Here is a 12,965-nt window from a genome sequence, read left to right as displayed (position 1 = left end):
TACTCCATTTCTGCGCAAGAGCAAATCCATGTTGACAATTTCGCTCGGAATCACTTTGTTCAATTTTTGGCTAATATGCTCCATGATTACAGACATCTCGCCAGCCGTTGTATCGCGGAGTCTTTCTTTGCCGATGGCTTTCAGAAGGAAAGCCTTCTTTTCTTCTTCTGTCATTCCTAATTTTTTACGAAGAAGATAATCTGCTTTCCGTCTCTGGGCAGTCGTTGATAGTTTTACGGCAGGAAGTTTGACTTCGAGTGCCTTCTCCATAGCTGCCACTTTTTCTTCCAGTTTTGTTGCTCTCCTTGCGAATTTCTGATATTCCGACGCAACGGAAAGAAAAACTTTTGCGCTTAACTCATCGGTTATTTCCTTGCTGCGGGTGAGTTTCTCCGCAAGCCTTTCGTATGTTTCCGTGCCTAAGCGTTCTTTGTATGCAGTCAATCGCTTTTGAGTTTTGGCTTTGATTGCCATGAGCGGTTTTGGCTTGGGAGCTAATATCTCGACCATTTCGGCAGGTTCCGGTATTCCTTTGATTTCTTCTTCGGTCGGCTTGACTTCTCGGCGCATGAGATGGGCTTCTCTTGCCCTGAGCTCGGCATCCAATCTTCTCATGTATGCCAGCATCTCTTCTTGTTCTTCTGGATGTTTTGCCCAATATTCCATCCATTCCACAGTACGTGGTTGCAAAGTTTCAAAGCCACGTGGACGAGTGACTCTTCTGCCAACGAGAGGACTTGCTGGTGCATCATCAAATCTCTCTATGAGCTTGCCAGTTATCTTGGCGACTCCAACTTCTGGCAAAAGTGAATCAATGTACTGCTCGGTCTCTGTTATTGCATCCGATATTTCCTGAAGACTTTCTTGTATTGGAGCAACCATGCTATCCTGAGCGTCTTTGAGAGCCTCATTTGTCGGCAATCGCAATTCTCTTGCGGCCTTCTCGGCCTTAAGCAATTCTCCATTGAGGCGGACTTCTTCATCCTTGAGTCGCCTTATGAATCCATTCATAGCATCTATCTCTGCGCCAGCTTCTGGCGGAGATGCTTTCTTGAATGTGTTGATGATGTTTCTTATGTTGAGTGATGCTTCTTCGCTTCTGGCCAGTTCTTCAATGCCCGGCCATATAGATTGCAAGCGCGCGTCAGCGTAGAAACGTGCTCTTTCAGCAAGCTCACCGGATTTGGAGACTAATGTTCTTGCACTTCTGCCAAGTCTGGCCAATTTATGAGGTGGTATGAAAAGCAAGGCTTCGATAGCCATCTCGCTTGGGTTCTGGTCTATTTTCTCAAGCATTGCAGCCAGAATTTGACTTCCAATATCTCCCTCTTCTTCGAGTTGTCGCGCCATTTGCTCAAACCTGATACCGCCTATATTTTCAATGCCTTCCTTTATCGGCTTGAAAACGGGGTCAAAAACATCATGGAATGCTTGCGCTCCCCTTCCTTTCTCAATCATTGTTTTAAGCGCCTCGTTGGGTTTTCCCTCCATCAATTCGCCCATAGCCCGAAATGCCGCAGGGACTTTCTCTACCGTTCTTTCTGCGATGTCTGTTGCAATTGGCAGGACTTGACCCACGAAGAAATTGAAAGACCGCTCTCCGCCGCGATAGATTTCCTCGCCAAGTTTCGGAATGCCTTGCAGAATTTTCTCGATGTATGAGATTTCTTCTTTTGGCATTCCTGGGAGGAGATGTTCTTCAAAGATTGATTTGAAGGTCATTCTTTCCATGTATAGCCCATCGTTTCAGCCCATTGCTTTGCCATCTGGATACCTTCGTCCATAGATATCACTCTCTCGGAAACAAGTTGGTCAAGAACGGCTGATACATCATCACTTCGGTCGAATCTCTTGAGATTTTCGCCGACTTCGATGTACATGTCTTTTTCGGTGACATTGCGTAGGCGGTATCGCTTCATTAGCGACCGAATGCTTTCTACAACTGGTTTTTGTTCTTTGAGGACTACTTCACGAGTTCTCTCTCGAGCCACTTCCTTGACTTTTTCTTTGATCTCGCTCGGCACATCTGGATAAATTCCGGGTTCAGCTTCCCATATCCTCGCGTAGACTTCGGGTTCAGCGAAAGCCTCTTTGATGACTTTCTCGACTTTGGCCGTCCTTTCCGCGCTCCTTGCCTCACGTTCCTCGGTCATTCTTCTTAGAGCTTGTTCCCCCGAAACTTCCCACTTGCGTCTGTATTGTCGCACAATCGGCCACACTTTCTTTGCTTGGTCAACCGGTAAGCTTTCGACTTCTTCTCGAGTGAATTCGGCATTGAGATATCTCTCAATCTCATCTGGTTCGATTCCGATTTGCATCATGTGGAAAGCCGTATCGATTTTGGCCTGTGCAGTTTCGCCAGTTTTTTTCCGTATCATTGCTTCCTGCAACTCGGCTTCTGTTGCTTCAGGATGATATTCACCAGTAAGTCGTGTCAACATCTCGCCTATGGCCTTCGCCTTCTTTTCTTCTGAAAGAGTCTCGGCTTCTTCTTCAAAAGCCTTTTTCGCTTCTGCCCATTCTTTTTCCAAAATAGCGCGTTCCTCTTTTGGAAGGTGTATTGTCGGGGGCATCTCGCCTTTCAACCGTGCAATCATCTCTTTCGCAGAGATTCGTTCACTTTCTATGACTCTTTCGAGTCTCTTTCTTTCGGCTTCTCGCTCTTGTTGTTCGGCTTCTCGCTCTTGTTCTTTTTCAAGAAACTTGGCCGCTTGTGCCGCAGCCTGTCTCATCTGTCTTTGCCAATCAAGCGTCTCCGAAACAATCGGACTTATCACCCGCTTGGCAGCTTCTTCTCGTGACATCATGCCCCCGCCAATGCCCACATAGAATTTTCGTTTCCGTTCGGCTTCAATGAGTCGGGGCAATCGTGAGATGACTTCAAGAAGCCGTTCGCCACGCGCGACTGGTTCTGCAAAATATTGCTGTTCCCAATTCTCTTCTACCATCCGAACTGCATCTCCTCTCCTGTTGATAACCTGCCCCACAAACCGTCTTTCCTTCTACCGAAAATGGGAGCCTGTCCCTCTCTTTCAGCTGGAACGGGTGCACCACCAAGAGCCTGCTGTATCAGAGCTCGCATCTGATTCGCCCATTCATCGAATGCGAGTTGTTTTGGGGCGTACTTGCGTCTCTTTTCAAACAGATCCCGACTTGTTCCGCCGCCCCTTGCGGCAAGTCGTTCCTGCATCCTCATTCTTGCGATTTCGGATCTTCGTTCGCGTTCGATATCTTCAAGTCGCATTGCCTGACGGCGACCAAGCTCTCCCATGTAATGTGCCCAGGGACCTCCGCCATAGAAGCCACGAGCCTTCATCTCCTGTGCGGCGAGACGTCTTTCCTCGGCTGCGATTTCTCCCGCTCGCCTTTTAGCTCTTTCGTACTCGGGGGCGATGATCGCCTCGTAATCTTCGCCTATTGTCGCGAATTCATCTGGCTGCGTCTCGCCATAGCCGTATGCTGCCCTTCCGGGATGGCGCGCCATTTGCGCGGCTGCCATTCTTTCAAGTCTTTGGAAATGCTCTTGTCTTCTGCCACCGAGCGGGTACAATTTCTGCGGCATTTTGAAACCCTCCTATCTTTCTACGCCAAAAGGCTCATACTCGCATTCGACATGCTTGATAGTCATTCGCGCATCAAGCGTATTACATCTGAATCCAGGGACAAGGTATTTGCCCTGAGCCGCACCATTGATTTTGACGTCTTGCTCATTATAGGCGGTCGTCAGGCCTATGGGTCCCATTGTCGTCCTTGTCGCGTCTATCTCATCCCGATACAAAGGTGTGATATTGAAGATATCATTTCCTTTCGCATAGACTCTGTATTTTCTGAATCTTGCTTTTCGCACGTTGGCATCGTCAACCTGCGCAACGAATTCAGCGATGGCATCTATAGCTACCCCGTCATCACTTGTGCCCTCATCGAGAATATAGACTTTACCCCCAGTAGTTGCACCTGCATAGAGGCGATTAGGGTCTCCGCCTCGGTCGGCTTGACTCATAGAAGCAAATCCAGTTGTTTGCGGTGCATCCCAAATCCCTCTCTCTAAATCAAGCCGAATCGTGCGATTGCAGGATGTTTGAGATGAGCCTATCGGCATCGAGAGAAAGATGTATCGGCCTTCTTTGAGGGCTGCAGAACTCAAGTGCCGGTAGTCGAAACTCAAATCGGCCAAGAGTGACTGGATAGCCCCACCAAGATATTGGGCTTGTGAACCACCTTGCCAGAGATAAGGTCCTTCAGCGCCCAAGTAAAAAAGTCCCCACGGGGTCTCAACAATGGTATTTTGTGCGACCGCTCCACTTGCTACAATGGATTTGGTGAGGGTGAATGTATCTATCCCCGTTCCTCGCAACGTGTATATTGCGCGTTCTGTATGGATTGTGAGAGCTTCTGCAAATCTCTTGACACCTGTTATGGCATCATCAATCCTGTATTCATGGTATGCGGGCCAATTCGTCATATCGGCATCGGATGAGAATTTCATCAGTCGCGGGTCGGTTTGACCTCGCAAGAGGAATAGGAAGCGCTGGAATTCCTGAACGAAAGCAAATCTTTGCGTCGGTGCTGTGAATGTGGCTGCCGTTGTCCCGAATTGGCCGCGCCAACGGAGAGGCGCATTCGTGCCATTAGTGAGGACGATGTAATCGTATTCCTCACTAACAAAAGTCTCAAAGCATGGCATAGCGCCACTCGTCACAGTGCCCAATGTCGTCCATCCGCTCCCCGTCCATGCCGCATAGGTCGTCCCGCCAACAGCGACGAGTCGTGGCGTTGAATCTTGAGTGAGTGGCGTTCCGAGTCGGAATATGGCATTGCTTGTTTGTCCCCACATGTAACCACGATAAACCCCAACGACCGCGCCCGCCCCCAACGTTGCTCCTAAAGCTGTTAATCCTCGTCTCGTCTCCACAAGACCGCCGTCTGTAGTAATGACATTCTGTGAGTTTTTGGCAAGTTGATATGGACGGACGGCGTCGGCATCCATCGTGTCGTTGTAGCCACGAAAACCTTTGAGGACTTTATGCATCACAGATTCCCGAATTTGTCATGCCTACGACTCGGATAGCTGTCGCGGTCTCTAATTCTGTGAATTCTATCCTCTCCATCCTTGCGCAACTGCGCGATGCGCGACTTCGGAACTCCGTATTCAAAAGCCTTCATTCTTGCTTGAGACAAGCCAATCGTTGTCCTTTCTTTCCCGAAGCATCGAGCTACCGCATAGTCAATCAGATAGGAATGCATTGCTGGAAGAATGTCGGGCACATCGGATATGATGTAGCTCTGTGCTGATGCCGATGGACCTGGGTATGTATCCAGAAGCTCAAGGCTTGTATCGTTCGCGATAGAACCTATCTCATACCAGATTGTCGGGTCTGTCCCGATTCCGAAAACTGCGCCTTGATATGCGTTGAGAAAGCTGCTCCATGATGTCCCAGCGCCAGTAACAGTTTGGTCGCCGTTAACAACTGAAACTGTGCCAGTAGAATAATTCCTGAACATGCGTGCGGGATAGCATTTCGCCCATATTTCCAAACCATTTGTCCTATTGGCATCAGGAACAGGGCGCAGATAGATTGTGTTTCCGCGAAGGAAATAATGCGCAGGGTCGCCTTCGGTCGTCTTGTCCTGTCCTGTGATTTCATCATCCATCATCAGGTCAATCAAGGTGAGAGGTATCTTCTCGCTCGAGCTTTTGACGTAGTAGGCATGTTCGACAGCGTAGAATTCCTCATCTGCACGATAGGATTCTGTGCCATCGACAAGATTCAACTGAAGCTTCTTGAGTGGATACCCAGCATGGTCGGCAATTATGAGCATGGATTCATTGAGCCATCGTTGAATCTCCTCATCCGAAAAAAATGTTGCGGTTTCTTCGTTCACATCGCTGCGCACTTTTTTGAGAAGCTCATAGTATGGAATGCCATGATACATTTAGATTCTCTCCCATTGGATTTCATTGACGACTTTATATCTTTCACGCCATTCGCGAGCGGCGATTCTTTTCACCTCATCATCGTTGTATCCAAATTCGCTTATGCGCCTCATGCGCTCCTCCAGTTCCTTCTTCTGAAGGGGGTCGAGCATTATTCTATCCACATAAGCACACTCAGTCGAAATGCGCTGTTCTATAAAAAAAATGCCCTCATCAGGAACTTTTTCTTCTTGCTCTTCGATGATTCTTGTTTCAGGAAGAGCAAGCGATTTCCTCGGTTTTCCTTTCGGCCATGCCATGACTGGCTCTGACCTCATCAACAACCTCGAAAAGCCTCTTTTGTTCAAGCGATACTGGGGGATTGCGCCAGCTACCGCATAGCAAGCCTCGCTGTGTCGCATTTATCACGCGGACTTTGTTGACGAGCATCCAGTAAATCGCGCCCATGAGATGGGCTGCCGAATAGAAATAGATTTCATCCGTCCAGCAGGGTAGATTCCTCATGTCCTTGATTTTCCTCTCGGTTTTCATTCCGCGCCGGTCGTACCAGCAAGCATCATGTCCGACAAATACAACCGTATTTGCTCCCATGTTCTTCGCAAGATGTAGAGCCGAAAGAGAAATCGTAAGTCCCGTGAAAAGAGTCGGCAGATTTGGGAACTCTCTTTTGATTGGGTCGTAAAATGGGGATTTTTCTTCGCCTACCCACCAAAATGGATTTTTCTGACATATCGCTGGATTGCTTTGTATGCCAGCCCATATTCGAGTTGATTCTCTCAAATTCTCAAAGCAGTCGGATGGCACTAAGGCATCGGCAGTCATAAAGTCGGTCAAATCCTGAGGACAAATTTTTGCAACGCTATTGAGACCTATGATGGCGACGCCTTCTATTCCTGCAATCCTTCGCAGCTGGTGAGCATTTTTTTTGAGTGAAGGACCGGGGCCAACGATGAAAACAATATCAGCTTGCGGCCAACTGAAATCTCTCATCTCGTTATGCCACTTTGCAATTGTGCTTTTGTTCTGCTCGTATGCCGCATTCTGCCTTTCTATACAACCTCGCATCCAAATGGAATCATCGGTCGCCTTGAACCAAAGCTTCGCATCTCGATTGAAGAAATTCGGAGCTACTGCCTTGTAATTCGCGATATTTCCCGACTTGTCCGAAAAAAGCCGAAAAATCGTCACAATGCCGAGTGGCCTGCCGAAGGGGTCATATTCGATTTGGCCAACTTTGGCCAAACTCTCTATTGGCGATAGTATCATCGTCATGACTTTGATAAGGGGAGGAGCACCCACACGGTGAGTGCTCCTTGCCATTTCAACCCAAACGAGGACTACGCCGTGCCAGAGATATTGTAGAGCCTCCCATGAGCATACTCACATGCTCGATGGAGGGTGCATTCTGTGATTATCATCCCCGACTCGTAGTCCCCAGCTTTGGCGAGCTTTTCCAGCTTCGTCTTGCGAAGTTGCGAGAATGCCAGCAAATCCATCTGGAGCGCGTAGATTTCGCCAGCATAGTCGTCCGTGCCGAGGTTCAGGTCTTGCGAGTCAAGAATGACCTCCTGCTCTCCGAAACACGTCATGAGCCTTCCGACGGCCACGCCGAATTGCTTGTCTCCGCCGAACGTCTGAAGCTTGCCTTCGCTCCATCCGTTGATGGCCTGAAGGCCCAGCGCAGAAGCCATTGCAACCTTTGGGTGTCCACCGTTCTCAATTATGCCCCGTAGGAACGTTTCGTACTGCTGGAGCGTGCATGTGCCATTCCTATTGATGGCTTCTGATGTGATCCATTGTCGCAGACCACCCATTCCGCCTCGGGCACTTGACGTCGGCTCAACTCTCCTGCCCCAGTAGAGGCAGCGATTGATTTCGCGTGCGTGCTCTTTGAGTTCCTTGTCAACCTCGGTAAGCCATAGTTGACCACCAACCCAGACACAGTCGTAGGTGGTTCCAGATACCTGAACGGTATGTTCAAATATCTGAGTGTAGTTGTAGGCTCTGCTGCGCGTTGTGGTATTCGCGCTTCGAGCATCCGCACTCTCAATCATGGCTGTGCCGATTTTGTACAAGGTCGAGCCATCCGCATGAATCGCAGCCGTTGAACCACCCCAGCCGCGGATCACCGTCAGGTTGTTGCCGCTCACGGCCGTTATCATCATGTATTCGCTTTCACAGAGGATGATATCGTTGGGCGTCCAGCGGTCACCATTTGAAACCGTAAGTATGGTATCAGAAGCAGAAAACGTTGCTCCCTCGTTGATGGTATCCGTGAGGGCCGTTATCTGGTCTTCTATCCACTCATGTTTCTGATTCTTTGCATCCTCTCTTGGCAGGGAAGAAAGAAGAGGTGTCTCGTATGGCGAAGCATCGAAAATTTTGTCGTCCAAGTCCTCTCTCGCTCCTGCCTGAGCTGATGCAAGGACAGCGCCGATTATGTTTGCCATTTCTTACATCCTCAAGAAGTAGCTCCTATCGTTTTGAGAAAATCCTCGCGCGAAAAGGAGACTTTGCTTTGGTCTGCTGGCCTTTTCGGACCAATCGTAGGACTTGAAGTTGGCCCTTGCAGCTTTGGGGCAACGAATTTGGATTTCTCCGTCGCAGGCTTTTCCTGCGCTGTTTTCGTTGCTATCTGTACTCTGAGAGACTTGCGAATCTCGGGCCCACATATCGCCTCGAAGGCGTCTTGAAAATCCGCTCCTGTCGCTGCGATGTAGTCCGTGATTTTATCGCGCGTCTCATCCGTCAGCTCAAGGCCCTCTTTCTTGGCCATTTCCTCGATTTCGGCCAGACCAGCCTCAAACTCGCTGAGAAGCTCCATCTTCTCACGCTTTGATAACCCCTGCTCCAGAGATTCAACTTTTTTGCGGATTTCCTCCAGCGTTGCCTCCGTTTTGATGATTCGACTTTTTGTCTTGTCATCAATGTCTTGGTCATCCCACTCATCAGCCTCACTTTTGGATTTCTCATGGGGCTGCGGCAATTTTCCTTCGGCAACTTTTGAAAGAAACGCCTTCGGGTCACGCTGAAAATCGGGATTGGAACGCATTCGGCCAATGAAGTCTACAACTCCCTGCCTTTCAAGTTCTTCCCAGACGGCTTCGATTTGCTTCTGTGACTTCGCATACTCGCTCGTCTTCTGCGTGAACCCAGCAAGAAGAGCATTTATCTGCTTTTTGGCTTCATCTGACATCGCTTGCCAGTCTTCTTTTTTGAAGCCCGCAGGTATCTTCTCCCCCTGCTCTTGTCTCTTCTCTGGCTCTTCGGATTCGTTTTGCGATTGCGGAGTCCCTTTTGAGGGTTGCTCCTGAGGACTTGATGAGGTCGAATCCCACTCCTTTTGCAAATCCTCCGCGCTTATTTTGGCGCGCGAGCCATCTGAGGCCTTATCAGCCATGACCGAATCCTCCGACTGCCTCTCCGAATTGGTCTTTTTGGACTTTCGGATTAGCTTGGTCGTCTATCAACTTTCTCGCCAGAATTTACGCAAGGCCGACATAGCCCTGCGATATCTGGCCGATTTCATCCCTTCCTTCTCCCTTGCTATCCTCGCTTCCTCATAGAGTCGCCTGATCTTTGGAGATAACTTCTGCCACAGTCCACCCGCAACAGCCCTCGGATTCACCGCTGACCCCTTCCGAGAAATCTTGGGATAAACATGTGTCCAAAATTCCTTCGTAGGTCTCCTTGGCATTTCTATCCTCCTTCAACTGTAGGGGGCGCAGAAATAGCTTCCGGCCCTTTTGCAAGTTGTTCCTGTATTGTCAACAAGCCCTGTTCAAGCTGCTTGATTCTGTCCTGTTTTGCTTTCATCTTCGCCTTCCCAGGGAATTCCACGAAATCCCATAAGTCATCTTTCGTGATAAGGCCAAGTTCAACAAGTCGGATCGCCTTCGCTTCCAGAATCTCGCGGTCTATTCTGAAACCTGTCGTCGGAACAACCGATAAGTCGTATTTCAAGTCACTTATCCAGTTAGTCACAACTGGTGCTGTCATAACCTCTCCGTCCCAACTCACCAGTGTTTCATTATGACCTGTCGGCATGTTAAGAGATAATTTTTCATAGGCTTCATCGCCCATGATGTACTGGACTCGAGGCCTATCGTAAATCTGCTGAATTAGCCACAACCACTTTCTCCCCAAATCAAGTAGCGCCGATGCGATTCTGCGCTGGACGGCACGTATGACAGGCAAGTCGCTCTCCCGCAATATGGCAAGCGCTCTCCCTGACATCTCTCCTGAAGGCGTCTTTCCCAAAGAAACTTCACTGAGACCAATGATGACATCCATCTCAGCATCAGTAAGCGTGATGGACTCGCCTATGCCCGGCGGAATATTTCCCGTCGTCACCCGATGTATGCCTCTACCTTCAAGCGCCGTATCAGGGTCAAGTATCTGGCTTGGAATATTCCAAATCTTATCTATTGACAAACCCGAACTTTTGGGCACTACAAGATAGCCTACAAGCGCTTGCATATGCTCTATGAAAAGTCCGCGCTTCTTCGTCTTCTCGAGTTGTATCTCTCGCAGGCGAGATACTAAAGAATCGCCATGATACCGGCCTGGAATAGGAAGCGGAACGATTCGTGAAATGGGGGGCCCATCAAAATCAAACGGGCTTTCCCTATCCTCAAGCAACACATCCCCACAGACAACGATGTATCTCCAACCCCTTCGATATCGTGGACTGAACTCGACATTGTCACTTTCACCCGTGACGACAACTCTCTCATCTTTTACCCAGCATCTTATTTTTGCAACTACTTGAGATGGCCGACTCGCAAGCGGACTTTCGCCAGAAAATTCTTTGTAGAGATCATCCAGAATGTCACTCTCACTTCCGGCCTTGACATCTTTGGCCAAGTCCCCATATTCAACTCGCAAAGAGGCAAGACTCATCGGCTCGACGACAAACCAGTATCGCGCATCCGAATCCCTTCTTGCCCCATAATCCCGAAAGACTCCAAACCAATCAAGATGCCGAATCTTCACCGTCTCATCATCGGGATTCGACAAGTCCACGTATCCCTCAAGATAGCCCTCGCCATAGAGCACTGCATCCATCAGCGCTCGGTCTATTTCATCCCTAACCTTATGTGCCTCCCAGAGATGATTCTGTAGCTTCTGCAAAGTGTCAACCCTTTCTCTATCACCTTGCTCGAAGGGAATCAAATCCAACTTCCATTGTTCATCAGACAGAAAAGCCAAAAGCCTCTCTATCTTTGTCTTCATCGTCTGAACAACAATAGTCGGTCTATCATCCGGTCGGCTGCCCAAGTAGTGGTCGCCTATCCAAGTCCGATAGCATCGCTTCGCTTCCTCGATAAATTCCTTCTCGGCTCGCCGAGACTCACCAAGCTGAGTGCGCACCCACGTGACTACTTCTTTAGCATGTTGAGGATTAGGAATGCCTTCAGGATTGAATTCCGATTCTTCAGGCGGGACATCCCTGAGGTCGGATGTCTGTCGCACCTTTGCTTGCCCTCTTTCTGTCCACTTCCCTATCAGCCGGGGGAAGATTTGGAATATCCCTATCGGCATTTGAATCCTCTCCTAAATCCCACCCTTTCCCTCTCTGCCTTCTTTCACCACTCTCCCCTCTCCTCCCTCATTCCCATATATTACATAACGCGGCCTTCTATGCAAAGGTTTTTTTTTGAACGAAAACCCTCCAACTGCAAGCCCCCCACGCGCCAAGTCCATCCCCTCGTCATACCGCCTATACACATTCCCTCTGATTCGAATTGCCCTCACGCATTGCCCCCATTTCGCTTCCATCCCTCCGCCATCTCCGCCGCTACCTTCATCGGCAACTCCTCCGCAAGCTCCCCACCTCGATAGAACACTACCCCTCGACGCCTTACCCCGAACCTCTCCCACTCCGCCATATATCTATGCAAACTCAACCGACTTATTAGCTTCCCGACTATCCTGTCTTTCCCATCCGCGCTACGTATCTCTATCCTCGCATTACACTCAGGCGAATGCTTCTTCATCGGCGGCATTCCCTGCCTTACCCCCTCGGCTACCTCCATCCGCCTCTTATTGAGATAATCCCTGTTGAACTCCAATACCTGCCTATCAGCCTCGAGCCTGTTTACCGCCGTCACTTCCTCCGCCGTCGGAAAATCAGGCGTTAGCTCCATCGCCTCCTGCCGCCCAACTGTTATCACAGGCTTCGGCTCTTCCTCTCTCTCAACTGCTCGTATTTCGTCCCTTCGTACCTTCACGTGTCGCCTCATGCGCTTTTCCCCCATATCCGAAATCTCGGACGCCTCTGCCTCTCATCTCCCCTTAACCGCCTCATCCACTCCTCCCAATCTCTCTCCGCCTCCCTTTCGCTCCTCTGTTCGCGCGGCTTATCCCTATGCACCACACCTACCCCCATGTGAACAGCCGCAAAGTATTGCAGCGTGTCCATCAAGTGGTCAAAATTGCCATCCTTCTCCGGACGCCCAGTCCTCTCATTCCATACATACCCATAGTCCAATCCGTCTATCGTCCTCTTGCACCGCCGATGTATCCCAAAGGCATCATCTCGCTCTACCAGCCGATGCCTCACCAACTCCACCATCGGCATTACCCCCATGTTTGACGTCAGCACCGCCGAACCCGTGATATGCCGCACTATCTCGGCACTCGTCATTTCGCTCTTGTCGCTCGTTTGATTCCCCGCAGGGTCGCCACAATTCCGAAACCCAATTTGTACGCCCCTCTGCCCAAATATCGCCTGCTCATACTCCATGACTTCCTTGGTAAATTTCCCAATGGCTATGTCCTCGCCTTCTAACTCCGCCAACACATTCCACCTATCGCGCTCCCTGTCTATCTGATGCCACGTTACCGCAGGATGCCGGTAACCGAAATCCCATGACCGCCATATCTGATTGCTATGACCATCATCCCTGCGCCCCATGAAAATATCAACATGCTCACGCACATGGCGCCGAAATGAAAACTCTGGCCACACACGCCCCGCAAGCGCAACATCATCACCATCCAAATACAACTCACGCATCCGCCCCGT

At 49.7% G+C, this 12,965-nt stretch carries 13 protein-coding genes; all 13 read right to left on the bottom strand.

The features are described 5' to 3' along the window. A partial coding sequence (locus AB1552_14110; protein MEW6054893.1) for a hypothetical protein occupies positions 1–1,731 on the bottom strand: 1,731 nt, incomplete at its 3' end. Beyond that, positions 1,719–2,948 carry a hypothetical protein gene (locus AB1552_14105; GenBank protein ID MEW6054892.1) on the bottom strand — a complete coding sequence of 410 codons (1,230 nt, stop codon included), beginning with the start codon at positions 2,946–2,948 and terminating at the stop codon, positions 1,719–1,721. The genes AB1552_14105 and AB1552_14110, both read right to left, overlap by 13 nt. Further along, the gene (locus tag AB1552_14100) at positions 2,942–3,562 is read right to left on the bottom strand and encodes a hypothetical protein (GenBank protein ID MEW6054891.1); all 621 of its coding nucleotides are present in this window, start codon (positions 3,560–3,562) and stop codon (positions 2,942–2,944) included. Before AB1552_14100 ends, AB1552_14105 begins: the two co-directional genes overlap by 7 nt. Before the next feature lie 12 nt (positions 3,563–3,574). Next, the gene (locus tag AB1552_14095; protein MEW6054890.1) at positions 3,575–5,029 is read right to left on the bottom strand and encodes a hypothetical protein; all 1,455 of its coding nucleotides are present in this window, start codon (positions 5,027–5,029) and stop codon (positions 3,575–3,577) included. Further along, positions 5,029–5,934, bottom strand: a complete 906-nt coding sequence (locus AB1552_14090; protein MEW6054889.1) for a hypothetical protein — start codon at positions 5,932–5,934, stop codon at positions 5,029–5,031. Before AB1552_14090 ends, AB1552_14095 begins: the two co-directional genes overlap by 1 nt. Further along, a complete protein-coding gene (locus AB1552_14085; protein MEW6054888.1) occupies positions 5,935–6,234 on the bottom strand; it encodes a hypothetical protein in 300 nt (99 codons plus the stop codon). It lies immediately after the preceding gene. After that, complete coding sequence (locus AB1552_14080) at positions 6,188–7,177, bottom strand: 6-hydroxymethylpterin diphosphokinase MptE-like protein (protein ID MEW6054887.1); 990 nt, start codon at positions 7,175–7,177, stop codon at positions 6,188–6,190. The genes AB1552_14085 and AB1552_14080 overlap by 47 nt, the downstream gene beginning before the upstream one ends. Before the next feature lie 95 nt (positions 7,178–7,272). Next, positions 7,273–8,385 (bottom strand): DUF5309 family protein, encoded by a 1,113-nt coding sequence (locus AB1552_14075; GenBank protein MEW6054886.1) that lies wholly within the window; start codon positions 8,383–8,385, stop codon positions 7,273–7,275. A gap of 11 nt (positions 8,386–8,396) precedes the next feature. After that, complete coding sequence (locus AB1552_14070; GenBank protein ID MEW6054885.1) at positions 8,397–9,335, bottom strand: hypothetical protein; 939 nt, start codon at positions 9,333–9,335, stop codon at positions 8,397–8,399. Between the two features lie 66 nt (positions 9,336–9,401). Beyond that, positions 9,402–9,632, bottom strand: coding sequence for a hypothetical protein (locus AB1552_14065; GenBank protein ID MEW6054884.1), 231 nt, complete (start codon positions 9,630–9,632; stop codon positions 9,402–9,404). Between the two features lie 2 nt (positions 9,633–9,634). Next, on the bottom strand, positions 9,635–11,479 hold the full coding sequence (locus tag AB1552_14060) for a hypothetical protein (protein MEW6054883.1): 1,845 nt from the start codon (positions 11,477–11,479) through the stop codon (positions 9,635–9,637). A 209-nt stretch (positions 11,480–11,688) separates the two neighbouring features. Continuing rightward, the gene (locus tag AB1552_14055; GenBank protein ID MEW6054882.1) at positions 11,689–12,168 is read right to left on the bottom strand and encodes a hypothetical protein; all 480 of its coding nucleotides are present in this window, start codon (positions 12,166–12,168) and stop codon (positions 11,689–11,691) included. Positions 12,169–12,176: 8 nt separating this feature from the next. Beyond that, a partial coding sequence (locus tag AB1552_14050) for a hypothetical protein (protein MEW6054881.1) occupies positions 12,177–12,965 on the bottom strand: 789 nt, incomplete at its 5' end.

Source organism: Nitrospirota bacterium (assembly GCA_040754395.1).
GTDB lineage: Bacteria > Nitrospirota > Thermodesulfovibrionia > Thermodesulfovibrionales > SM23-35 > JBFMCL01.
Note: the sequence above shows the minus strand (reverse complement) of the source record. Positions and strands in the feature narration are given on the sequence as shown.